Source organism: Sediminivirga luteola (assembly GCF_014639315.1).
Classification (GTDB): Bacteria; Actinomycetota; Actinomycetes; order Actinomycetales; family Brevibacteriaceae; genus Sediminivirga; species Sediminivirga luteola.
Genome location: NZ_BMFY01000004.1, coordinates 81514 through 105629, shown reverse-complemented (window position 1 = coordinate 105629; position 24116 = coordinate 81514). Strand labels below are relative to the sequence as shown.

21 protein-coding genes are annotated in these 24116 nt (G+C 68.8%); 10 read left to right on the top strand and 11 right to left on the bottom strand.

What is annotated here, in order from left to right; all coding sequences use genetic code 11:
• Positions 1 to 79 precede the first annotated feature (79 nt).
• The 10 genes from IEW13_RS05545 to IEW13_RS05500 all read right to left on the bottom strand — a co-directional run bounded on the left by IEW13_RS05545 (position 80) and on the right by IEW13_RS05500 (position 11916).
• Complete coding sequence (locus tag IEW13_RS05545; protein ID WP_188549947.1) at positions 80 to 664, bottom strand: hypothetical protein; 585 nt, start codon at positions 662 to 664, stop codon at positions 80 to 82.
• Between the two features lie 821 nt (positions 665 to 1485).
• Positions 1486 to 2283 (bottom strand): DUF5626 family protein, encoded by a 798-nt coding sequence (locus IEW13_RS05540; protein ID WP_188549946.1) that lies wholly within the window; start codon positions 2281 to 2283, stop codon positions 1486 to 1488.
• An 805-nt stretch (positions 2284 to 3088) separates the two neighbouring features.
• Positions 3089 to 3355, bottom strand: a complete 267-nt coding sequence (locus IEW13_RS05535; protein ID WP_188549945.1) for a type II toxin-antitoxin system Phd/YefM family antitoxin — start codon at positions 3353 to 3355, stop codon at positions 3089 to 3091.
• 85 nt (positions 3356 to 3440) lie between these two features.
• Positions 3441 to 4736 (bottom strand): hemolysin family protein, encoded by a 1296-nt coding sequence (locus tag IEW13_RS05530; RefSeq protein WP_188549944.1) that lies wholly within the window; start codon positions 4734 to 4736, stop codon positions 3441 to 3443.
• A gap of 110 nt (positions 4737 to 4846) precedes the next feature.
• The gene (locus tag IEW13_RS05525) at positions 4847 to 5560 is read right to left on the bottom strand and encodes a hypothetical protein (protein WP_188549943.1); all 714 of its coding nucleotides are present in this window, start codon (positions 5558 to 5560) and stop codon (positions 4847 to 4849) included.
• The gene (locus IEW13_RS05520) at positions 5557 to 6405 is read right to left on the bottom strand and encodes a fumarylacetoacetate hydrolase family protein (protein ID WP_188549942.1); all 849 of its coding nucleotides are present in this window, start codon (positions 6403 to 6405) and stop codon (positions 5557 to 5559) included. Before IEW13_RS05520 ends, IEW13_RS05525 begins: the two co-directional genes overlap by 4 nt.
• Before the next feature lie 87 nt (positions 6406 to 6492).
• Entirely contained in the window at positions 6493 to 7764 is a 1272-nt protein-coding gene (locus IEW13_RS05515) for an NRAMP family divalent metal transporter (RefSeq protein WP_188549941.1), read from the bottom strand.
• An 81-nt stretch (positions 7765 to 7845) separates the two neighbouring features.
• Complete coding sequence (locus IEW13_RS05510) at positions 7846 to 8862, bottom strand: NAD-dependent epimerase/dehydratase family protein (protein WP_188549940.1); 1017 nt, start codon at positions 8860 to 8862, stop codon at positions 7846 to 7848.
• Between the two features lie 31 nt (positions 8863 to 8893).
• Positions 8894 to 10456 (bottom strand): FAD-dependent oxidoreductase, encoded by a 1563-nt coding sequence (locus IEW13_RS05505; RefSeq protein WP_188549939.1) that lies wholly within the window; start codon positions 10454 to 10456, stop codon positions 8894 to 8896.
• On the bottom strand, positions 10453 to 11916 hold the full coding sequence (locus IEW13_RS05500; RefSeq protein WP_188549938.1) for an FAD-dependent oxidoreductase: 1464 nt from the start codon (positions 11914 to 11916) through the stop codon (positions 10453 to 10455). The genes IEW13_RS05505 and IEW13_RS05500 overlap by 4 nt, the downstream gene beginning before the upstream one ends.
• Positions 11917 to 11987: 71 nt before the next feature.
• Here IEW13_RS05500 and IEW13_RS05495 point away from each other — a divergent pair, with 71 nt between their 5' ends.
• The gene (locus IEW13_RS05495; RefSeq protein WP_188549937.1) at positions 11988 to 13175 is read left to right on the top strand and encodes a helix-turn-helix domain-containing protein; all 1188 of its coding nucleotides are present in this window, start codon (positions 11988 to 11990) and stop codon (positions 13173 to 13175) included.
• 90 nt (positions 13176 to 13265) lie between these two features.
• On the top strand, positions 13266 to 13937 hold the full coding sequence (locus tag IEW13_RS05490; RefSeq protein WP_188549936.1) for an alpha/beta hydrolase: 672 nt from the start codon (positions 13266 to 13268) through the stop codon (positions 13935 to 13937).
• Between the two features lie 11 nt (positions 13938 to 13948).
• Here the strand turns inward: IEW13_RS05490 and coaA are convergent, their stop codons facing one another.
• The gene (coaA, locus tag IEW13_RS05485; protein ID WP_188549935.1) at positions 13949 to 14977 is read right to left on the bottom strand and encodes a type I pantothenate kinase; all 1029 of its coding nucleotides are present in this window, start codon (positions 14975 to 14977) and stop codon (positions 13949 to 13951) included.
• Positions 14978 to 15206: 229 nt separating this feature from the next.
• Between coaA and IEW13_RS05480 the strand changes: the two genes are divergently transcribed.
• From IEW13_RS05480 to IEW13_RS05445, 8 genes are all read left to right on the top strand, one after another.
• Positions 15207 to 16352, top strand: coding sequence for a LacI family DNA-binding transcriptional regulator (locus tag IEW13_RS05480; protein ID WP_188549934.1), 1146 nt, complete (start codon positions 15207 to 15209; stop codon positions 16350 to 16352).
• A gap of 333 nt (positions 16353 to 16685) precedes the next feature.
• The gene (locus IEW13_RS05475) at positions 16686 to 17891 is read left to right on the top strand and encodes a Gfo/Idh/MocA family oxidoreductase (protein ID WP_188549933.1); all 1206 of its coding nucleotides are present in this window, start codon (positions 16686 to 16688) and stop codon (positions 17889 to 17891) included.
• Entirely contained in the window at positions 17888 to 18673 is a 786-nt protein-coding gene (locus IEW13_RS05470) for a TIM barrel protein (protein WP_188549932.1), read from the top strand. Before IEW13_RS05475 ends, IEW13_RS05470 begins: the two co-directional genes overlap by 4 nt.
• A 190-nt stretch (positions 18674 to 18863) precedes the next feature.
• The gene (locus IEW13_RS05465) at positions 18864 to 19100 is read left to right on the top strand and encodes a type II toxin-antitoxin system Phd/YefM family antitoxin (RefSeq protein ID WP_188549931.1); all 237 of its coding nucleotides are present in this window, start codon (positions 18864 to 18866) and stop codon (positions 19098 to 19100) included.
• The gene (locus IEW13_RS05460; RefSeq protein WP_188549930.1) at positions 19097 to 19504 is read left to right on the top strand and encodes a PIN domain-containing protein; all 408 of its coding nucleotides are present in this window, start codon (positions 19097 to 19099) and stop codon (positions 19502 to 19504) included. The genes IEW13_RS05465 and IEW13_RS05460 overlap by 4 nt, the downstream gene beginning before the upstream one ends.
• A gap of 341 nt (positions 19505 to 19845) precedes the next feature.
• Positions 19846 to 21726 carry a glutamine--fructose-6-phosphate transaminase (isomerizing) gene (gene glmS, locus IEW13_RS05455; RefSeq protein ID WP_188549929.1) on the top strand — a complete coding sequence of 627 codons (1881 nt, stop codon included), beginning with the start codon at positions 19846 to 19848 and terminating at the stop codon, positions 21724 to 21726.
• A 16-nt stretch (positions 21727 to 21742) separates the two neighbouring features.
• Entirely contained in the window at positions 21743 to 22114 is a 372-nt protein-coding gene (locus IEW13_RS05450) for a holo-ACP synthase (protein WP_188549928.1), read from the top strand.
• A gap of 211 nt (positions 22115 to 22325) precedes the next feature.
• Complete coding sequence (locus tag IEW13_RS05445; RefSeq protein ID WP_188549927.1) at positions 22326 to 24002, top strand: bifunctional ADP-dependent NAD(P)H-hydrate dehydratase/NAD(P)H-hydrate epimerase; 1677 nt, start codon at positions 22326 to 22328, stop codon at positions 24000 to 24002.
• Positions 24003 to 24116: the final 114 nt, after the last annotated feature.

The window sequence follows — 24116 nt, the reverse complement described above, 5'->3', positions numbered from 1 at the left end:
AGCACAACCACCCCTATGCCGCCGGCTAGCCGCAGAACGGTGCGGAAACGGTCAGTGCCGGGCACCGGGCTGCTGTTCTTCATTCCGCGCCGAACACCCAGGGCTCGGGGCACACGGTGAGGAGTTCCGCGTTCCGTTCCGGGCCTGCTGCGATCACTGCGGGGTCGCCGTAGGCCCACCAGGCCTCGCCGCTGTCATCGGAGGAGAGCCCTTCTTCGATGAACTCGTCTTCCGACGGGGGTTCGGATTCCATCTCGATACCCTGTGCGATCAGGCATTCGCGAACGTCGAGTTCCTGCGCGTACCGAGTGCTGAGGGACTCAACTGTGGGACCAGATCTGACCGCTTCGAGATCGATTCCCATCTGAATGAGGCAGGCGTCCTTGTCGGAATCGAATCGACTCATTTCTTCAGTGTCGAAGAACGGGTCGGGAGAACCACCGTATTCGTCGACCTCTCTGTCCCAGCCGAGCCCGTCCATGCATGCCTGGAGTTCGAGGACGAAGTTCTCCCGGTCGGCGGCCTGGTTCACCATCCATTCCGGTTCGGTCCAGTCGCCCGCGATGGTCCCCTCCGCGGTGCACGCGGAAAGGCCGAGCAGCAGTATCCCGGACACTGCGAGGGCAGGTGCCGGAGGTGCGAACGCGAGAAACGGAGGAGCCATGGAATCTCCAGGGTCAGGAGCGGGTGTCACTGAAATCAGAAGGCTGCAGGGGTCACTGAAAAGCTGTCGCGCCGCTCGTGATCGTTTGATACAGCTCTTCCAGTTGGAGTCGCTTCCGGCCGCGATGGCGCGGACGATCTGTCGTTGTCCGGCTTCGCCTCTGCGCCCAGGTTAGGACTCGGTCGAGGGCCGCGCATCGACGAAAGTATCTTTGCTGATCGACTTTCGTCTATTGAGTGCGGAGCAGTGTCCGGCTACGTGCGTACGAGTCGCGGGGAGCGCATGCTCCTCTTACGGAACGCAGGCGTGACGTGCGTCCTATGGGCCTTGACCCCGGTTTTTGGGCACCAAGCCTGAGGAAAGGTAGTCAGTTGGGTTGTCACCTGGGTGGACGTGGCGATGTTGCCGGCTCCGGCTCAGGTTGTGCGAGGAGCAAAAGGTAGCAGTACCCACCAGGCCAGCGTTAGTGGGTACTGCTACCTTCTCTATTCCTCAGTGGGATTGAAGAATTTAGCTTGGCTGATGCGTTTCTTTGCTAACCGACGCATCTTGGCGGAGTTCGCCTTAGGTAAGCGTTCTCGATCCCCTTCGCGATATCAGTATAGCAGCGGCAATGATACTTCCCAAAACAGGAGCGAGGAGGACGAGTGCCGTTAGTAGAATCTTTTCAAGCGGCGAAGCCCCTGACTTTACAACAACGGCAATCATCGCAATCATCAAAACAATTGCGATAAAGCCCATCCCCCAAAAGGCGATGTCCGCAATTGGAGGGAAGCCCGGGTCGCTGTCGGATATTTCGCTGGCGTGAACTTTACGCACAGTCACCCACCATTCCTCGCGACGGCCTTGTTGCCGCCTACTTCCAGCTGTACCCAGAAGCTCCTGGATGCGATGCCACCCGCCAGGGTAACATCCATCGACGCGCGCGCGACTGCCTTCCCGGTGCTCGACTCGTTCTTCTTGATGATGCGGGATTTCACGTTGCTGCAAGATGCGGCGAAGCAGCGGTGCCCTGCCTGCCCGATCGTGGAGATGTAGTCATTGCCCTTGTTTACTATTGTGTAAGAGGCGCGGAATGATATGTTTGCAGTGGCGGAGTTCCGCTGAACTACACAGTTTTTGTAGGACTTGAACCCACTGCCGCTGGAGACCTTGCAATCCTTGATGCTGCCGACTGTACTTGCTTCGAACGCGCCAGGGTGGTTAGCCGGAGAAAAGCTCGCACCGACTGCCCAGTGGTCGTGTTTATTTGCGACTGAAGGTGCAGGGGGCTCGGCTGAATCGTCGTTTTCTTCGAGGATTGGTTGCTCTAAGGTCGTGACTTCAACCGAGCCATCCTCGAAGGTTTCCGTGGTGATGACGAGATCGTTTTTACGTGTAGTAGTCTCATCGATAGGATCGAGCCCAGCGAGGCTTCCAATGGGGTCGCCGTCCTCGACGGATTCGACAAGGTCATCCACGACGTCCTGCTCGACGCCCTGTTCGAGAAGGAACGATTCGACCTCGTCTACGCTTATGGAGTAGTCGATGGATTCCCCGACCGGAGCCGCGGCTTGAGCTGGAGTGGCGCCGAGGAGTGCGAGTGAGCACCCCGCAGCGGCCAGTGCGAATCTCTTCATATTGATCTCACATTCTCTCTATGGTCGTGTAGGTGCGATCGCCCCAAAATGCGGCCTGAGGAGTTAGTTGCGGCTCGTTACCCGGGGATCGCGACCAGATTGTGACCTGATAGCGACTTCGACGGGAATCGAGGCGGCGGGTTGTTGAATATCGCCCGCCTGTAAAGCTTGCGCCATTTCTTCGTTGTTCATGCTGTGAGTTGTTTTGCTTTTGGTACTAGAAGAAATCGCCACCTGACTGTTGCAAGACCTGCCTGACGTGGGTTCGTCAACAGTCAGGGCAGGTGCCGCAGTAAGTACCGGGGCGGCTGCACCGAGCGCTGCGGAGCCCGAGGAGAATCACCGCCAGTCGTAGATGCTGCACCTTTGATGAGTCCTGTTCCTTTGCAGTTTGGTGTCACTTGAATGAGAGGGTCGCAGGAGTCGCGTGCAGAGTCATCATGCTGAGCTTGTTCGTTGAATACAGCACTTTCAGCCGCAATAATGCCGGTGATCTGTCGCTGTCCGGCTTCGCCTCTGCGCCCAGGTTACGACTCGGTCGAGGGCCGCGCATCGACGAAAGTATCTTTGCTGATCGACTTTCGTCTATTGAGTGCGGAGCAGTGTCCGGCTACGTGCGTACGAGCCGCAGGGAGCGCTTGCTCCTCTTGCGGAGCGCAGTCGGATGCAGGTGCTGATCCGTGCCGCCCGCCTGGGCTTGGTGGACATTGTCCGCTGAGTCTGGCGCGTTCGGCGCTACGTGGGTGCGTTCACCCGGATCCCGGCAACCCGTGTAGCGCGGACTCCGTGTCGAGCTATACGGTGGTCACCACTGGCCGCGGGCGTCCTCGATGATCGTGGCGGTCGTGCGGTCCGCCTGAGCCCGCCGGAGCGAGCGCAATGCGGCCAGGCCTGAGCGCGCGGGCCTCGCCTGACCGCGAGCGATGAGATCGTGAAGAACAGTCCCACCGACCGGTGCAATCCTGGCCACCGGGCGGTTGTTGTCGGTCACCTGCAGCGATTCTCCTGCTTCGACCCGTCGCAGCACCTCAACGCAGCGGTCGCTAAGGTCACGATGCGTGATCGTATCCATGCAGCACAGCGTAGCTTCATGCGGCACCACACTGTCTGCCCACAACTAGCACGACGATTCTCCAGCCGATGGTCCGGGGCCGGTCCTACGTGGTGGTCTGCGGCCCGCCGTGCCGGATGACGGCGACCTCGGCGATGCGGCGGTGGTCGACGGTGGTGACCTTCAAGGTGGCCTCGCCGACGTCCACGGCGTCACCGACCCGGGCGAGCCGTCCTAGCCGTGCCGTCACGTAACCGGCCACGGTGTCGTAGGTGCCGCGTTCGAGCTCGATGCCGGTGGCCTCGGCGAAGTCCTGCAGGTTGAGCCGGGCGTCGACGATATCGTCGCCTTCCGCGGTGGTGTGCGGCTGGACCTCCGTGTCGTACTCGTCGAAGATCTCCCCGACGACCTCCTCGATCAGATCCTCCATCGTGACGATGCCGTCGGTGCCGCCGTACTCGTCGATGACGACCGCGATGTGCCGGTTGGCCGCCCGCATCGCCGTCAACGTCGGGAGCACCCGGGCGGAGGCCGGGAAGTACGGGAGGTCGCGTACCGCCGACGACAACGGCCGGGAATCATCGGCGATGGCCTGTTCCAGCAGGTCCCGGACGTGGACGAAGCCGATGATGTCGTCGATGGAGGCCTCGGTCACCGGATAGCGCGAATACGGCATGCCCTCGACCTGGGCGAGCGCCTGGGCGATGCTCTGCCCGCTTTCCAGCGCGATCACATCTGGCCGCGGAGTCATCACCTCCGAGAGCTGCCGGTCGCGGATGGTCAGCACATCGCCGAGCATCCGCCGCTCGTCCTCCGGCAGCCCCTCGTGGGTGGAGACGATGGAGCGGAGCTCGTCGTGCGTCATGCCCTGCGCCTTGGTGTCCGGGTCGCCACCGAGCAGCCGCACCACGGCGTCGGTGGAGACGGACAGCAGCCAGATCACCGGCCGCATCAGCGTGGCGAACCCGCCAAGGACGGGCGCCACGGCGTAGGCGAACGCGGCATTGCGCTGGATCGCCAGCCGCTTGGGCACGAGTTCACCCAGCACCAGGGACAGATACGCGATCAGCAGGGTCAGCACGATGGTCGCGGCGGTGCCCGCCACGGTCTCCGGCACACCTGCCCGCATCAGGACCGGCGCGACCGACGGCGCGATCGACGAGGCGCCATAGGCGGCGGAGAAGAACCCGGCGACGGTCACGCCGATCTGCACCGCCGAGAGGAACGTATTGGGGCTGCGCGCCAGCGTCGCGACCTTCGACCCGCGCTTGCCGCGCGTGGCGAGCGCATCGACCTGGCTGTCCCGGAGCGTCACCAGCGCCATCTCGGTGGCGGCGAACACCCCGCCGATCAGCACGAACAGCACGACCAGGAGGACGTTGACGAGAAGATGCTCGATCATCGCCGTGGCCCCGGGAGAACGACGTCCATGACCCCACGATACGCGGCGGCCCGGCCCCGCTCATCGGACGCAGGCCCCGCGCACCAGGGACTTCCCCCCATACGGGGCGGTCAGCTCTGCGGCAGCAGCGTCATGAGCAGGTCGTAGGTGCTGATCTCGGTGACCGCCTCGACTGCCGGACTCGCGGTCAAGCGCTGCGCCGCCGCTGTGGTCCCCGCGGTTCCCTCGACGAGCAGCAGCCAGGCGTCCTCCGGAGCCGCCTCCGATGCGCCCCGGCCCTCGGATGTGGCGGCCTTGGCCTGGGTCGCCGCCGGATCCGGCCGCGCGATGTGGATGCCCAAGATCCCAGGATCGTCCCGCAGCGCGTCCCTCACCGTGCCATTCCAGACCTCCGCAGCCCCGGTGGTGGCCTCGGAAGCGGGGGAGAAGCGCGCGAGGGTCAGTTCCCGGCCGGCGATCCCCCCGTGTGAGTAGACCACCTCGACGACGACCCGCCGTCCGTTGACGAACCTCGGCACCACCTGCTGCGTGAGCGGCGTCGGCGCATCGAGCCGGTCCAGGTACGGTTGCGAGGCGAACACTGTGGCATCCGCGGTCTCGTAGATCGTCAGGTGCTCCTGACCGGAAGAACCGGGTTGCCGGGTGTAGCGGCGACCGCGCCGGAACCCGGGGATTCCCACGCGTTCGGGCAGATGCTCGTGCGTGTACCACTGCTCGAAGAGTGCGACGTCCTCGGCAGCGATGTCCATCGCGTAGACCATCATCCCGGCACCGGCCAGTCCGGGGTCGCGGCCGTTGTCCCAGGCGTTCGGCAGGTGGGTCATCCCGCTGCGCCTCGCACCATGGTGTGCCGCATCGTACCGATCCCGGCGATCCGTGTCTCGAGCACGTCCCCGGCACGCAGGTACGACGGAGGCGTGCAACCCAGGCCCACGCCCGCCGGTGTGCCGGTAAAGATGATGTCCCCCGGCAGCAGCTCGGCCACCCCGGACAGGTGCTCCACGAGCTGGGGAATGCTGAAGATCATCGACGACGTCCGTGCGTGCTGCACGACCTCGCCGTTGACCCGGCATACGACCTCGAGGTCGTCGGGATCGGCGAACTCGTCCGGGCTCACCACGACCGGCCCGACCGGACCGAAGCCCGCATAGGACTTGCCCAGGCTGAACTGCGGGGACGGCGGGCGCAGCTGCACGGTCCGCTCGGAGAGGTCCTGCCCCACCGCCAGCCCGGCGATGTGCTCCCATGCCTGCCCGGCGGGAATCCCACGCCCGCCGCGGCCGATCACCGCGACCAGCTCGACCTCCCAGTCCACCGTCTCGCCCGGCAGCACGATCTCACCAGACGGCCCGGTCAGGCTGGAGGCGAACTTGGTGAACACCGGCGGCACCTCCGGCGGCTCCACTCCCGACTCCATCGCGTGGTCGATGTAGTTCAGCCCGATGGCGAAGATCTGCCGCGGCGCCGGGACGGGAAGACCGTATTCCTCCGGGGACGTCTCGGCCGGGGGAGCGGGGTCTTGATTTCGTGCCCACGAGCGGAACGCCTCCCAGTCGGTATAGACCTCCTGAGGGTCGCTGGGAAAACGGCCTTCGCTGGCCTCATGCACATCCAGTGCACCGGAGGTGGTCAGGAGGACGAGACGGCCGTGCAGGTTCGCGATGCGCATAGGGCTCCTTCGATGGGACGGGACTGACAGGAACAGGGAGAGAGGGGTGGGCGCAGGACCGGGGAGAGCGGGTGGGGCGGGCTCGCCTCAGCCGCCGAACAGCGTGACGTACCAGAACCTGAGCGCCGCGGTGGTGGCGATCAGCATGGCGACGCCGATCAGGATGTTCAGGCCCACGCCGGCGCGGTACCGCCCCATGATGGATGTCTTGTTCGCCAGGTACCACCAGGTGGCGATGCCGATCGGCATGAAGGTCGAGTTGAACGCGGCGCCCCAGGGTGTCCACGAGAACGGGTCGAGGTTCAGCAGCGGGATGAGCAGTCCAGCGCCCAGCATGACCACCTGGACGATCTTGAAGCGCCGCGACCCGAGGTCCCGGTCCCACCCCAGCAGATCAGCGGTGACGTAGCCCGTCACTTGCGTCTGGACGATGAGGGTGGAGATGCACGCGCCCAGCAGGCCCAGAGCGAACAGCGCGGTGGCGAAGGGGCCGGCGATGGGCTCCAGCGCGGATGCCGCCGCCAGGGCCGAGGTCACTTCCAGCCCCTGGGGGAACAGCGTCGAAGCGACAACGGCGAGCACCGCGATCTGGACGAAGAACAGGATGAGATTCGCGGCCCCGGTCTCGAAGCGCGCGAGGCGCAGCGTGGCCGGGCCGTAGCCGCTGGCGCGACTGGCATAGGCCTGGGCGACGGGAACATTGATGGCCAGGGCCGACCCGAGCACGGCGGTGAAGAGCAGCACTTCGGCCTGTGACGTCGGGAGGGTGGGCGTGAAGGTGTGCTGGAGGAAGCCCAGCCAATCCACCGGCACGACGAACAGCGAGGCCAGATATGCCAAGGCGAGTCCGATGATCAGCCACTTGAGCATCGAGGACACCACGCCGATGCGGCCCGGCAGCAGAGCCAGGACAGCCGTGATGACGATCGCGATGCCGGCCCACAGCCGCGTGGGGACGGCGGGGATCAACGCGTTCAGGGCGGCGCCGGCCAGCACGGCGTTCACAGCGAAGAACACCAGGTTCACCAGGATGATCGCGACGCCGTTGATGACGCCGACGGCGGGGTTGACGAAGGTGCGGATCGCGTCGATGGGATCGCGCTGCGCCACGGCCGTGATCCGCACGCAGACCAGCGTGGCGGCATAGGTGGCCAGGACCGCCGGGATGAACACCCAGCCGAAGACGAACCCGGTTGCCGAGGCCAGCAGCACGCTGTTGGTGACGGTTGCCGAGCCGATGTTCAGTCCGCCGGCGAGGAACGCCGGCCCGGACCGCTTGAGCAGCCGCCCGAAACCGCGCGGCGATTCGATCCCGGCCTCGGCTGCCGGTGGCGGGCTGGCGGATTTCTCCTGAGTCATGATGCGCTCCTCCTTGAGACGCGGGACTTCATGCCGGACGCCGCAGGGTGCGTTCGTACCGGTGAACTGGGGACGCGGGGGTCAGAACTTCCCGCCGCGCTCCTGGAACTTGGTGGGCTTGCCGATCGAACCGGCATCGGCGGCGACCCAGTCGGCCACCCAGTCGATCATCTGCGGCAGGGTGGTGTGCGGATAGCCGAAAGCCTCGTGTGCCGCGGAGCCGTCCAGCACGTAGCTGGTGGGCTGTTCGACTCCGGCGAACACCGGTTCGCGTCCCAGCCGCTCGGCGAAGCGGTGAGCCAGCCAGCGCACGGAGACCAGCTCAGGTCCCGTCGCGTTGATCGCCACGGGTGGCGTATCGGCCAGATGCAGCGAGCGCAGGGCGTACTCGGCTGCGTCGCCCTGCCAGATCACGCTGGCGTGCCCCATCGAGAGGTCGATGGGGGTGCCGTCCTTCACCGCCTGGGCGATCTCGGCGAGGACGCCGTAACGGGTCTCGATCGCATAGCCGAGGCGGAACAGCGCCAGCGGGGTGCCGTTCTCGCGGGCGAAGTGCTCGTAGACGCGTTCGCGGCCCACGCAGGAGGCCGCGTATTCGCCGTGAGGTCCCGGCGGGTCGCTTTCCCTCGATCCGCCTTCGACGACCGGCGCCATCGGGTAGATCAGAAGGGTGGAGAACGCCACCGTCCGCGCAGCTGGATACCGTTGGGCGATGCGTCCCGGGAGGTACGAATTCATCATCCAGGTGTGGTGCTCGTTTCCGGTGGTGCCGAACTTGTGACCGGCCATGAACACGACGTTCCTGGCGTCGGGCAAGCCGTCAATCTGCGCGTCGTCGGTGAGGTCCGCCGTCACCGGGACGACACCGGCGCGTTCCAGGGTGTCGGCGACGCTGCGGTCGCTGAACCTCGCGGCACCGTACACGGTGGCCCCGGTCCCGGCGGCCTGAACCGCGCGTGCGGCGCGGATCGCGAGGGTCGGCCCGACCTTGCCGCCGACGCCCAAGACGATGAGATCGCCGTCCAGGCGGGCCATATCCTCGATGAGGGCGTCGCTCGGGGCGGTGAGCCGGTCCATCAGCTCAGTGACGTTCTGCATTGTGCTCCTTAGGTGATGAGGTAGGGCTTTCTCAGCTGTTCGGCGATTGCGGCAGCGCTGACGGCGGTTCGGTCAAGGGCAGCGGCGCATCGCGGGCGGGGTCACGTGCGCTCAGTGTTCCGGCGCGCCGGCCGGAGACCACGGCCCAGGCGATGTGCAGGCCGTGGTTGACGAGTTGAAGACCGCCCTGTCCGGCGGATCCCGCCGCCCGCAGGCCCGGGATCGCGGAGCCGTCCGGACGTAGCACCCGCAGGTCCGGATCCACCGTGAGGCCGCCGTCGGCCAGGGTGACGAAGGGGTGCAGCGGACCCAGCGCGTAGTACGGGGGCTGGTCGATGCCGCGCCGGGGCGGCTTGCGTCCGAACTCGAGGTCCTGGCCGCCGGCGACAGCACTGTTCCAGCGCTGGACCGTGTCACCGAGGACGTCCGCCTCGGCGCCGATGCGTGCGGCCAGGCCGTGGAGGCTGGGCGCCTCGTGGTACACGTCCGGTCGCAACCGGCGGTAGTCGGGCACATAGGCGTAAGCCACGCCGGGAAAGGTGGAGACCGGGTGCGGCCACCCGGAGAACAGCTGGGCCACCGCGTGATCGAACACCAAGTACGCAGGCCCTCCACTACGTGCCGTCGCGCGTGCCTGGGCGCTCTCGACGCTCTCGTCGGCCAGTCTGCGGCCGTGCCGGCTCACCAGGATCGCACCGTGGTCGATCATCGCGGCGCTGGGCGCCATCCAGCTGGTGAGCGCTCCGCGGGCGACCCGGGCGGTGACTCGCGGTGCCTGCCGGGCGCCCCACGCCAGGAGTCCGCTCGTCGCCCGTGATGCGGGTAGCCGCGCGACCAGCCCCGAACGCGGTAGCGGGGTGAAGCGAAGCCCCTCGGCGAGCCGGTCCATCTGCGTGAGCTGGCCGCCGGCGGCGGTACCGAGCCGATGGCCGTCTCCGGTGGCTGCGGTGTTGATCGGCGGTACCGCGGCGGCATCGGGGTGCACGAACCGGGCTTTCAGGTCCGCGGCGGCTGAGTAGTCGCCGGTGGCGAGGATGACTCCCCGACGGGCGCTATAGCGCCGGCCTGAGGCACGGGCGCCCAGGACCTCTCCCTCCTCACCGGTGAGGAGCGCATCGACCCGAGCGTTCAGGACGATCTGCACCCCGCGTCGTCGGCATTCACGCAGCAGCGCCGTGATGTACACCCCGGAGTGGGGCATGACATTGTGCATCCGCGGCAGACGGAACGGCGGCTCGGGAGTGGGACCAAGGAAACCGATGCCCAAGGCGGCGAGCCATTCGAATGCCGGTCCGGAGTCGCGGGCGAGCAGTTCGCGCAACTCGGTGTTCTCGCGGGATTCCAGGTCTCCGTTGGCCGTCGCCATGTCCGCGATGAAGTCCGCCACCGTGTCCTCTACTCCGGCGCGGCGCTGGTATGTCGTCCGTGCCGCGGAGAACGAGCCGACCGATAGCCCCGTGCTGCCGCCCGGGTGAGGTGCTTTCTCCAGGACGATTACGCTGGCGCCCTCGGCGGCGGCATGAGCTGCGGCGGTGAGCCCGGCTCCGCCGCCTCCGATGACGACGACGTCGGCGGTGTCGTGTACGGCGCTCATCGTCGCGTCCCCTGTGCTGAGGCGGCGAGCCGGGCGGCTTCCAGACCTGCTGTGCGCCCTCCTATGAAAGAGGGAGCCAATCCGCCGGCATACCGCCGTCCTTGGAGGCCGCCTGCGTCGGCACCGGCGGCGAAGACCCCGGGGACGGGCCGCCCGCCGCGGTCGAGGACACGGAAGCGCTCGTCCGTCCGGACACCGTGGAAGGTCATGGTCACCGAGGGCTGAACGAGAAGTGCATGGAAGGGCGCCTCGGTCAACGGGTCGGCCTCGGCAGTGACGGGCACGCCGTCTGCAATGCCGCTCCGGGATGCGATCGCCTCCCGGTAGCGCTCCACGGTGGTCCTCGCCGTTCCGGTGTCCACACCGAGGGCGGCCAGGCCGTACACGAGGCCGGGGACGTCCTCGGCGGTGAGATTGGCGCCTCCAGCATCGACCGCGGCGGCGAAACGGTCCAGGGGACCCAGCCCGGGATAGGACTCCTCGGTTGCCCGGCTGCGCCGTACCCGGTCGTCGAAGAGCAACACGGCCAAGGGCGGCGTGGTGGTGCCCGCGTCGGCGTCGCCGGAGGCCCGCGCGGTCTCGGTGTGGTCCAGCAGTGCCTGATTGAGGACTTCGTCACCGAGGGTTTCGTCTGCGAAGCGGCGTCCCCGGAGGTCCAGAGCCACGGCAGCGTCGGAGTAGTACTGCGAGAGCCGGACGAACGACGCCGGTGTCCAGTCCTCCGCCAATGGCGCCGGGACCAGATGGCCGTAAACGCCTTCAGGGGGACCTGCCGTGTCGGCGCCAAGCTCGCGCCCCGCTCTCAGTCCGTCCCCGCGGCTGTGCAGCAGGCACCGGCGGGCCACGCCGGGGACAGGCTGGTCGGCGAGGTCGCTGGAAGCCGGCCAGCTGCTGGGATGGCCTCCGGTGGCCAGAACCAGTGCCCAGGACCGCACGCGCTGCTCGGATCCACCTGAGGAGATGCGCACGTCCACGGCTCCCTCCCGTAACGCGGCGCCGGTCACTCGCGCACCGGTGACGATGCGGCCGCCGTGCCGGCGCAGGCGTGCTTCCTGTTCCTGGATCAGCGCGCGGATGTCGATGGCATGACCGGCACCTATGGCCATCACCGGGTCGGTCCGGTGCGCGGAGATGGGCACCCCGAGCGCGCGGATCTGTTCCAGGGCATCATCCATGCCGGCGATGATCCGTTCCGCGATGACCGGGTTCCCGTCGGGGATGTGCCGGCGGTAGGTCTGCAGGTCGCGTGCGGTCCAGAAGAGCCCGTTCGACCACCATGCCGCGCCGCCGGGCTTCTCACCGGCCTCCGCTAACAGGACCGTGGCCCCGTGGCTGGCCGCGGTGGCGGCTGCGGTCAATCCGGCCATGCCGCCGCCGGCGACCACGACGTCGACGTCGGGTCCGGCCTGGTGGGCCGTCTGGTGCGCGACGACGGTGTCGGCGCCTTCCTCGGCTGTCATGACTCCACTGTCTCAGGGAATCAACCCAAGAAACACCGGAGCTTTTCCGATCATCGGGCTACTCTATTGTGATGACCTCACAAATATCGCCCTATGAGCCGGACGAGGATGCCCTGGCCGCGCAGGCGGTGGAGTCCATCTGGAATCGCTATCCGGGGTATTCGGCGGACCGCATGCAGCTGGACGAGCTCGCGCCCTCGGTGCGGGAGAACGTCCGCCTGGCGATCCGCGTGGCACGGCGGGGAAGCCCGCCGACCTTCGACGAACTCGGCGAAGCGCGGCACCTGGGGGCGCGACGCGCGGCCCTCGGGGTACCGCTGGAATCCGTCGCGCAGGCTTATCGTTCCACCGAGCGGACCATCCTGATGGATGTGATGGCGCGTTCAGCGGACTGGCCGGGCGAAGTCCGTAGTGCGCACGTCGATCTGGTGATCAGCAGTTTCGATCTCCTCACCGACCACATGATCAACTCCTACCGGGAGACATCGGCGACCATCGAGGATGCGCGTCGCCGGCGCGAGGACCAGTTCCTCCAGCAGCTCTCCCTCGGCCGCCCGCTGTCGGAGCTGGAAGCGGACGCCCGGGACCTCGGGCTGGACCCGCGGCATCCGCAGCTTGCGGTGGCCATCGCCGCGCCGAACCTGGACGCGGTGGAACTGCAGCGGTTGCGGCGTCGGCTCCGGGAGGCGCTGAGGCCACACTCGACCGCGCCCGTCCTGGTGGGCGATGTGCACGGTATGAGCGTCCTGCTGATGTCCCCGCGCAGCGAGGAGGTCGACGCGGCCGCGCAGCTGTCTGCCGCACCGGGGCTGGTGGACGCCGACGGCGGGTGGGTGGCCGGTATCGGCGAGATCGCCGCGGAGCTCGGGCAGGCGGCGCAGTCGATCAGCGAGGCGCGTGCGGCGGCGCAGGCCAGCGTGAACTTCGCACTGGCCCCGGTGACCCGGTATCAGGATGTCCTGGTGGAGGTGCTGCTCGCGGACCGGCCGAGGCTGGCTGACCGGATCGCCAGGCGGTTGAAACCCTTGGACGGGCATCGGCACCTGGTGGAAACCCTCCGGGCGCTGCTGGATCACGGTTTGTCGCAGTCGGCCGCCGCCCGGGCACTGTTCGTCCACGTGAACACCATCGCCTACCGGATACGCCGGATCGAGGAACTCACCGGCGCGAATCCGCTGGACGCCCGGCAGCTCGCTGAGCTGCACCTGGCGCTGCGCTGGCGGGACGCGGCAGGCGCCTTGCCGTCCCGGGCAGGGTAGATCAAGCTGCCAGGGAGCACGGCGTTCTCTCGCATGCCGGTCGCCGTGACGCGAGCACGGCACAGCGGGCCTTGAGTAGGCTCATCGGGTATGAGCACTCCGAACCCCTACGGTTTCCCGCCCGTGACGCGACTGGGCACCGGCCCGGCCGGGATCGACCCGGCCGCGGTGCGCTGGTTCCCGCATCCGCCCGGACAGGACAGCCGGATCGTGCTGCTGCTCCACGGTCTGGGCAGCAACGAGGACGATCTGCTCGGCCTGACGCCCTCGCTGCCCGGACGGTTCGTCTACGCCTCGCTGCGGGGGATCTTCGCCTCCGGTGCCGGTTACGCATGGCTGGCCCCGCCACCCATCGACCCGTCGGACATCGGCATGCTCGACGAGTCCGCCACCGCGGTCGAGGCGTGGCGGCAGAGCGTTCCCGGCCGCGTCATCGGCGCCATCGGCTTCTCCCAGGGCGCCATGCTCGCCCTGCACCTGCTGCGGCGCAACCCGCTGGCCCTCGACTGGGTGGTCCAGCTCTCCGGTGCGCCCTTCCCGGCGCCGATGCCGGGGGATGAGGCGCTGGCCGCGCGGCAGGTGCCCGCGCTGTGGGGGCACGGCGCGATGGACCCGCTGTTCACGGAAGCCGACGAGGAACGCATCAGGCAATGGATGGCCGGGCATACGGCCCTCACCGAAGAACGGTCCGAAGCGCTGGGCCACGGCGTCGACGAGCAGGTCCTCGCGGCGGTCGCGCGGTTCGTGACCGCCCAGGCCTGAGGCGGACGCGGCTAGAGCTTGCGCAGCATGATGCGGCGGGTGGCGTGATCCGCGGATTTGCGCAGGATGAGGTCCGCGCGGCCGCGTGAGGGCAGCACGTTCTCCCGCAGGTTCGGGCCGTTGATGTTGTCCCAGATCTCGCCGGCGAGCGTACGCGCCTCGTCCTCGTTCAGCTTGGAGTACCGGTGGAAGTACGACTCCGGATTGGCGAAGGCGCCGGTCTTGAGCTTCATGAACCGGTCGATGTACCAGTCCCGGATGTCGCTGGTGCGCGCGTCCACGTAGATGGAGAAGTCGAAGTAGTCGCTCACGGAGACGCCGAACCGCCCGTCCGAGCGGGGCCGGGCCGGCTGCAGCACATTGAGGCCCTCTACGATGAGCACATCGGGGCTGCGCACGACGACCTCCGCGCCGGGGACGATGTCGTAGGTCAGATGCGAATAGACCGGCGCGCGCACCTCCTGCGCCCCGGACTTCACCGCGGAGACGAACCGTAGCAGCGCCCGCCGGTCATAGGACTCCGGGAAGCCCTTGCGGTCGGAGATGCCGCGCCGCGCGAGTTCCGCATTGGGGTACAGGAAGCCGTCCGTGGTGAGCAGTTCCACCCGGGGGGTGTCCGGCCAGCGGGAGAGCAGCTCCCGCAGCACCCGTGCCGTCGTGGACTTGCCCACCGCCACCGAGCCGGCCACGCCGATGACGAACGGCGTGCGGTCCGGCACCGGGACGACCTCGTTCTCCTCCAGCGGCTCGAAGAACTTCCGCGTCATGCGGTGCATCTGGCCCCGGGCGGCCACGTGCAGGTTCAGCAGCCGGGACAGCGACAGGTAGATGGTCTCCACTTCCTGCAGGTCGATCCGCTCGCCCAGGCCGCGGATGCGCTCCAGGTCCGCGTCAGTGAGCGGAAGCGGCATGGAGCTGGCGAGCTTTGACCACGAATCCCGGTCGAACTCCCAGAACGGCGAGCTGGCGTCCTCGGCGGCGGCGCGGCGCGGGGAGAGCCCGGCGAGGCTGCGTTCCCGGTCGAGATCAGGATTCGGCATGCCCACTATTCTGCACGCCGGCGGTGGCGCGGTCAGGCGCCGCCCCGCCGACCCGTTCCCTCAGGGCGTGCGTGCCGGCGGTGAGCCGCCAGCAGCGGCGCGGCGCATAACAAGGATCACGACCGGGCTGCCAGAGCGCGGGCGTAACGCCGGGCACGACCGTGCCACGTGCACCGCCACGGTCAGAGCGCCTGGTCAAAGCACCTCGCCGCCGGACATGATGGACCGCATGAGTGCAGCAGTACCGCCGCGTCCTCGGCAGCGTCGCCCCACCATGCAGGACATCGCCGATCGGGTGGGCGTTTCCCGTCAGCTGGTCTCCATCGTGCTGCGCGACGCCGACGGTGCCAGTGACAGCACGCGCCGGCGGGTGCTGGATGCTGCCCGCGAGCTCGGCTACCACCCGGACGAGTCCGCGCGGCTGCTGCGCCGCAGCAGGAGCGGGCAGCTGGGAGTCCTGTTCACCATGCGGCAGCCCTTTGAGGTGGACCTGGTCGATGCGCTCTACGAGCAGGCCGGCCGGCTGGGATACCGCCTGGTGCTCAGCACCATGGGCCGCACGCGTTCGCAGGAGGTGGCACTCGGTGAACTGATGAGACAGCGCATCGAGGGACTCATCGTGCTCGCCGCCGAGGCCGGTGCCGGCACCATCGCGGGACTGCCGGCGGGGATCCCCACGGTCCTGCTCGGCGGACTGGAGGCGTCCCCCGCCCGCGGTGAGCCCTACGACCGGATCCGGGTGGACAATGCCGCCGGGATCGCCCAGGCGGTCGGCCACCTGGTGGGGCTGGGGCATCGGCGGATCGCGTACATCGGCCCGGACGAGGGACCCAATGCCGCCGAACGGTTGGCGGGATACCAGGACGCCATGGACCGGCATGGACGGACAGGCGACGCCGAGGTCGTTCCCAGCCCGCTGACGGAGGAAGGCGGGTACGCGGCGGCCCAGCGGCTCCTCGCCCGCACGGACAGGCCGACGGCGGTGGTCTGCGTGAACGACCGCTGCGCGTTCGGCGTGCTGGAGACCTTCGTGCGCGGCGGGCTCCGCGTCCCGGAGGACGTTTCCGTGATCGGGTTCGACGACAGCACGGTCGCCCGGCTGCCGTTCGTGGACCTCACCAGCGTGCACCCGGACCCGGAGCGGATGGCCGCGCTCGCGGTCGAGGCCGTCCACCGCCGGATCGAGGCCGCCGAAGACGCGGCGGCCGGGCCGTCCGGAGGCGCCGCCGAGGGGCCGATGCCCGATGAATCCCGCGACGGCGGGTCCGTCAGGGCGGTTGCTGGGCACGCGCCAGGGCCGCCGGGCCATCTCGTTCCGGCGCATCTGGTGGTCCGGGGCAGCACCGGGCCGCCTCGCCGCGGACCGGAGCAATGACCGAGGCGCCTCATACCGCAGGCCTCCGAGAGGAACGGATTCCGTGGACCGGGTTCCTTGGACCACGACGATCGTGACGGCGCCCGTGGGTCTGAGCCACGATGACCGGGACGCGCATGTGAGCCTGAGTCACGATGACACTCATGGCACAACCCAGGCCGAGCAGCAACTCCCGTGATCTCGGATAGAAACTAGCACGTTCTAGTATCTGCTGATACCCTCACTCGTGAATAACGCGCTGCAAGTGCGCAGCTAAACTAGCACGTGCCAATTCGACGTGCCTGTCAACGACGACGGAACTGCCGGGCGTTACCGCCCGGACGAAGGAGCCTCATGACCCCGACACCCCACCCAGGCGCAGCTAGCGGCCCGGCGGCCGCCTCCGCCGCAGCCCCGGCAGCCGCATCGGTCACAGCGGACCAGGCGGTCGCATCGGCTGTGGCAGGCCCGGCGTCCTCGGCGTCCGCGAGCCCCGCAGGACGCTCACCGGCCCGCCCGGTCCGGCTGGGCCTCATCGGCGCGGGCTGGATCGGCACCTTCCACGCCGAGACCATCGCCACGCGTATTCCCGGCGCCGTCCTCACAGCGGTCGCCGACCCCCGCCCCGGTGCCGCCGAGTGCATCGCCGCGCCGTTCGGCGCCACCGCTCATACCGACGCGCACGAGATCCTGGCAGATCCGGCGGTGGACGGCGTCGTGATCGCCTCCCCGGCCTTCACCCACACGGACCTCGTGGTTGCCGCGGCGGAAGCCGGCAAGGCCGTCTTCGTGGAGAAGCCCATGGCCCTCACCCTCGCCGATGCCGACCGTGCCGTCGCCGCAGCGGCCCGGGCCGGCGTGCCCCTGCAGGTCGGCTTCAACCGGCGATTCAGCGCGGACTTCGCCGCGGCCCATCGTGTCGTCGAGGGTGGCGGTATCGGCGTCCCGCAGCTGATGCGGTCCCTCACCCGCGACCCCGGCCTGGCCGACCCCTCGGCGGTGAAGCCGTGGGTGATCTTCCTGGAGACCCTCATCCACGACTTCGACACGCTGGCGTGGTTCAATCCGGGAGCGCGGCCGGTGGAGGTCTCCGCGTTCGCCGATGCCCTGGTGGCCCCGGACTACAAGCCCCACGGGCTGCTGGACACCGCCGTCGTCACCATCCGCTACGACAACGGCGCGCTCGCCACCGCCGAGGCCAGCTTCTCCGCCGTCTACGGCTATGACGTGCGCGGCGAGTTCTTCGGCTCCGGCGGCATGGTCACCGCCGGCCATGTCCGTGCCACGGCCATGCGCCACTACGCGGCGGATGGGCAGCGCAGCGAGACGACCCGGCAGAACATCGACCTCTTCCACGACGCCTACACGGCAGAACTCGTGGCCTTCGCGGAGGCCGTGCGCAGCGGGGAGGCCGCCGGTCCGACCGGTCATGACGCCCGCGCGGCACTTGCGGTGGCGCTGGCCTGCATCGAGTCCGTCACTCGCGGCGGCCCGGTGCGGCTGGATTCGGAAGGCGCTATCGTCCCGGGTGGCCCGGCGGAGACGGATGGTGCCCGATGAGCGCCGTGCTGGCGGCCAACGCCGAGATGCTGTTCCTCGACCTGCCCTTCGCCGAGCGCGTGACCCGGATCCACGACCTGGGCTTCCAGGTCGAGATCTGGGACTGGACGACCAAGGACCTCGGCGAGCTGCGTGCCACCGGTGCCGCGTTCTCCTCCATGACGGGGTACATCTCCGGGGATCTGGTCGATCCGGACGGCGCCGAGGCGTTCCTGCAGACCGCGCAGCGTTCCCTGGCCGCAGCCGCGCAACTGGACTGCCCCCGGCTGAACATCCACGGCACCGGCCTGGACGGGGACGGGATACCGGTCAGCCCGCGATGGACCACGAGCGGATCGGACTGGCTCCGCGCGGTGGACACGCTCCGCCGCCTGGCGGCGCTGGGGGAGGAGGCCGGCCGGGTCTTCACCATCGAGAACCTCAACACCCGCGTGGACCACCCCGGCACCCCCTTCGCCCGCTCGGAGGACACGGTGCGATTGGTGCAGGCGGTGGATAGCCCCGCACTGCGGCTGAACTTCGACCTCTACCACGCCCAGATCGACGAGGGGAACCTGATCGAACGCACCCGCGAACTGCTGCCCTGGGTGGGTGAGATCCAGGTCGCCGATGTCCCCGGCCGCCAGGAGCCCGGCACCGGGGAGATCAACTACCCGAACATCGCCGCCGCGCTCGCCGATGCCGGGTACTCGGGCGTCATCGCCCTGGAGGCGTGGGCGTCCGATGATCCGGTGCACGCGCTGGAGCGGTTCCGCGCCGCCTTCTCCGCCGTGGCGGCTTGAACCAGCGGTGGCGGCCTGAACCAGCCGCGGCGGCCTGAACCAGTCCCGACGGCCTGACCCAGCCGCGGCGGGCTGAAGCCGGCATCCGGCCGTACATCGCTCTGCGCAGCCAAGGGGTCGCTGCCGTGGAGGCGGCCGGAGCCGGAAAAGATGCTGCACGTCGGCGTATCACCGGTGATACCATCATGGTATGGAACATGTCACGGTCCGCGATCTTCGCAATCATGGCGGCCGGGTCCTGGAGCGAGTGGGGCGCGGTGAATCGGTGCTGGTCACCCGGGACGGTGAGAGCGTGGCCGTCTTGAGTCCCGTTCCACGGAGGAGTCCTCGCCCTGAGGAGCTCATCGCCCGGCGTCGCGCGTTGCCGCGCATCGATGCGAGCGAACTCCGGCGTGATCTGGATGAGTTCCTGGACGCCGCGTTATGAACGACGCCCGGGGGATTCTCGATACGTCCACCGTCATTGCTCTTGGCGACGTACGCGATCCAGGTACTCTTCCGGCCGAAGCGATGATCAGCTCCATCACATTGGCCGAGCTCTCCGTCGGGCCCCTCGTGGCGGCCCGCGCGGACCAGCGCGCAGCACGTCAGAGACATCTGCAGCAGGCTGAAGCGGACTTCCCGGTCGTCCCCTTCGATGCGGATGCGGCGCGGGCGTTCGGTAGCGTCGCCGCCTCGCTGCGGGCGTCCGGCCGTAAGACTGCGGCGCGCGCTTACGATGCGCTGATCGCCGCGGCCGCCTTGTCTCGGGGCATTCCGCTGTACACCTGTAATCCGGGTGACTTCGAAGGCATCGAAGGGCTGGATGTGAGGACAGTGCCGCTCGCCTGACGTCCTTTCGGACACGGCAGTGGGCGCTCCGGTCCCCACGGCGGCCCAGTTCCGTTCGGGCAGGCGCTTTGGCGCGTCGAACCGTTGATGACCGCCCTGCCAGAACCGCACCGCTGTGCCAGGGGCGCAAAACAACACGGTGGTGACAGAACAACACCGTAGACGGTGGTGTTTCGGCATTGAGGTGTTGTTCTGGCACGATGATCGTGTCTTCTGCGAGGGGCTTTGTGCCTCTGCGCGCCCCAACGCCGCCCCACGTACCGGACTAACCTCGTGCTCCGCATTGCCGGTGAAGCCGTCGTGCAGGGAATGCACATCGGCGGCGGGCTAGAATCGCTGCCATGTGTGGAATCGTCGGATACGTCTCCGCCCCGGCCGCTCCGGGCGCGTCTGAGCCTGCTCCCGCCATCGATGTCATCCTCGCCGGTCTGCGGCGCATGGAATACCGCGGATACGACTCCGCCGGCGTGGCCCTGGTCAACGGCAGCGAGGGCGTGCACGCGGCCAAGCGCGCGGGGAAGCTCGGCAATCTGCTGGCAGACCTGGAAGCCACGCCACTGCCGGAGGCGCACACCGGCATCGGGCACACCCGCTGGGCGACCCACGGCGGCCCGACCGACAACAACGCCCACCCGCACCTGGCCGATGACGGCAAGCTCGCGCTCATCCACAACGGCATCATCGAGAACTACGCCCAGCTGAAGCAGCAGCTCCTGGACGAGGGCGTGGAGTTCCACTCCGAGACCGACACCGAGGTGGCGGCCCACTGGCTGGCAGGCAAGCTCCGCCAGAGCGGTGACCTGACCGAGGCGATGCGCCTGACTGCGCAGGACCTGGAAGGCGCCTTCACCTTGCTGGCCGTGCACGTCGACTTCCCCGACACCGTCGTCGGCGCCCGCCGCAACTCACCGCTGGTGATCGGCCTGGGCGAGGGCGTGAACTTCCTCGGCTCGGACGTCGCGGCGTTCATCGAGCACACCCGCGAGGCCCTGGAGATCGGGCAGGACGAGGTCGTCACGATCACCCCGGACAGCGTCGCCATCGTGGATCTGCAGGGCAACCCCGTCCAGGGCAAGCCGTTCCACGTGGACTGGGACGCCGCCGCCGCGGAAAAGGGCGGCTATGACTCCTTCATGGAGAAGGAGATCCACGACCAGCCGCAGGCCGTCGCCGACACCCTGCTGGGCCGCACCGACGCCGAGGGCCGGCTCGTCCTGGACGAGATGAACATCGACGAGTCCGTGCTGAAGTCGATCGACAAGATCGTGGTGATCGCCTGCGGCACCGCCTCCTACGCCGGGCAGGTCGCCCGTTACGCCATCGAGCACTGGTGCCGCATCCCCACCGAGGTGGAGCTGGCGCACGAGTTCCGCTACCGCGATCCCGTGGTGAACGAGAAGACCCTCGTGGTGGCCGTCTCCCAGTCCGGCGAGACGATGGACACCATCATGGCCGTCCGGCACGCCCGCGAGCAGGGCGCCAAGGTCATCGCGATCTGCAATACCAACGGCTCCACCATCCCGCGTGAATCCGATGCGGCGCTGTACACCCACGCCGGCCCGGAGATCGCCGTCGCCTCCACCAAGGCGTTCCTGGCGCAGATCACCGCCTGCTACCTGCTGGGCCTCTACCTGGCGCAGCTGCGCGGCAACAAGTTCGCCGACGAGGTGCGCGCCATCCTGGACGAGCTGCACCAGATCCCCGCCAAGCTCAGCCAGATCCTGGAGCAGACCAAGGGCCAGGTGCAGGACCTCGCGCTGCGGTACTCCGAGGCCGGCTCGGTGCTGTTCCTGGGCCGCCACGTCGGGTTCCCGGTGGCCTTGGAGGGCGCCCTCAAACTCAAGGAACTCGCCTACATCCACGCGGAGGGCTTCGCCGCCGGAGAGCTCAAGCACGGGCCCATCGCGCTGATCGAGGAGGGCCAGCTGGTGTTCATCATCGTGCCCTCCAAGCGCGGCCGGGACTCCCTCCACGCCAAGGTCATCTCCAATATCCAGGAGGTCCGCGCCCGCGGCGCCAACACCCTCGTGATCGCCGAGGAGGGCGACGAGGCGGTCCGGGAGTACGCCTCCGAGGTCATCTACGTGCCCCAGAGCCCGACCCTGCTGGCGCCGCTGCTGACCACCGTGCCGCTGCAGATTTTCGCGATGGCGCTGGCCACCAGCAAGGGCCTGGACGTGGACCAGCCGCGCAACCTCGCCAAGTCCGTCACGGTGGAGTGAGCGCGGTACCGGCGGTATGAACATCATCGGCGTCGGCGTGGACGTGGCCGATGTGCGCCGGTTCCGGGAGCGGATCGAGCGCACCCCCGAGCTGCTGGACCGCCTGCTGACCCCCGCTGAGCGGACCACACCGTCCGGGACGCCGCGCACCGTGGAGTCCCTGGCGGCGAGGTTCGCCGCGAAGGAGGCGGCGGCCAAGGCGCTCGTCTATCCCAGGACGCTGCCCTGGCGGGAGGTCGAAGTGGTCACCGGTGAGCACGGCGAGCCGGCTCTGCGGCTCAGCGGCGCCGTCGCCGAGCGTCTGCGGGAGCTGGGCGGCCGGCGGATGCACCTCTCGCTCAGCCACGACGCCGCGCTGGCCATCGCCTATGTGATCGCTGAAGGGTAGGCGCTTGCCCGATGAGGTGCTCGCCGAGGGGTGAGCGCTGGCCTGCCGAAGCGGGTGCAGGGTGAATGCTTGCCTGCCCGGCGTGGTTCCGGCAAGGATGATTCCGTTGCGGATGCGCCTGCGGAAGGCACTCTCCCCGGAGGGATGCGCGCACGTAAGGGATGACCGGCTGGCATCCGCCGGTCCTTGACTGCCGGAAGGAGGCCACTGCATGCGCAGAGGCTATACAGCCGCTGACGTCCGCGCCGCCGAGCGCCCGCTGCTGGACCGGGGCCTGGGCGAGACGTTGATGGCCCGCGCCGCCTATGCCCTGGCACAGGTGTGCCTGCGGGAGCTTCGTGAGCACGCCGGAGGCGCTTACGGCCGGCGCGCCGTGGTGCTGGCCGGTCCCGGCAACAACGGCGGGGACGCACGGATTGCCGCCGGGCACCTGGCCCGTGCCGGCGTGGGCGTGGAGCTCGTGGACGCGCTGGCACTGGACGCGGCGGACGCTCCCGCCCTGGGCCGGCGCCTGGCGGATGCCGAGCTGGTCGTGGACGGGGTCTTCGGCACCGGAGCCCGGCCGGGGCTGCCGGCGGCGCTGGCCTCGGCGGTCGCTCACTGGCGCGAGGCCCGCGGTCAGCGGGAGCCCGGTCGGAACACGCCTGCCGCGGACGTGCCGGCCGGGCACCGGCGCGGGCCGGAAGGGACTGCGCGCCGGCGCGGACCGCGGCCAGGCACACAGCGGGTGATCGCCGTTGACATTCCCTCCGGGGTGGACGGGACCGACGGGACGACCCGCAGTGACGCCGCCGATGGCCTGCCGGAGTACATCGCCGCCGATGTGACGGTCACCTTCGCGGAGGAGAAAGCCGGCCTGCTGCTGCCCCCGGGCCGGGTGGCGGCAGGCCGCGTCGAGGTGGCGGACATCGGCGTGGAGATCGATACGGCACCTGACGTGCTGAGCCTGGAACCGGCGGACCTGGCCGGCGTATGGCCCACGCCGGCGCAGACGGCGCACAAGTACAGTCGCGGGGTGCTGGGTCTGCTTGCCGGCTCCGCCGAATATCCCGGCGCCGCGATTCTCACCGCGACCGCGGCGCTGTCCACCGGTGTCGGGATGCTCAGGGTGCTCACCGCCGAGCCCGCCCGCACCGCGGTGCTGCAGGCATGCCCCGAGACCGTGCCGGGGGAGGGCCGTGTCCAGGCATGGGCGCTGGGACCGGGAGCCCCGGAACCGGAGCGGATGCAGGCGATCATGCACCAGATCGCCGCCGATGCCGCGGGCAGCACCGCCCAGGACGGCTCTGCCCGCCCCGGCAGCCGGGTGCCGCCGGCGGTACTGGACGCCGCCGCCCTGGATCTGCTCGACGGACCGCTGGCGTTCCCCGCCGTGCTGACGCCTCACGCCGGCGAGCTGTCCCGGCTGCTCGGGCGGCTGGGGGAGCCCGCGGCACGCGAGGAGATCGAAGCGGCGCCGGTGCGGTACGCCCGCCGCGCCGCGGAGCTGACCGCCGCTGTGGTGCTGCTCAAAGGCGCGGTGACGCTCGTCGCCGTGCCTTCCGGGCCCGTGTTCGCGCAGTCCGCCGGAACCCCCTGGCTGGCCACGGCCGGCAGCGGAGACGTGCTCACGGGCATCATCGGCGCGGCGCTGGCAGCGGGCTTCCTGGAAGGCGCCTCGCACGAGGATCTGCCCCGCATGGCTGAGCTGGCCGCAGCGGCCGCCGAAATCCACGGCCTCTCCGCCTGGCACCACCATCCGGACGGCGGGAGTCCCCGGCGCGGAAGGGAGCTCCGGCAGGGACCGCAGCTCGGGCATGAGGCAGGCCATCGGCGGCCAGGACCGGTGCGCGCTCGCGACCTCGCTTGGGCTGTGCGGGATACGCTGAGCGGATTGCTCGGCGCATGATGGTGCGCAGTGGCCGGAGGATCCGCGGGCACCGGAACGGCCGGAAGACGGCTGGAAACTGGAAAGGCAGCAGAGCGAGATGAACCGGGACAGCCGGGAGCATAGGCGGGGCAC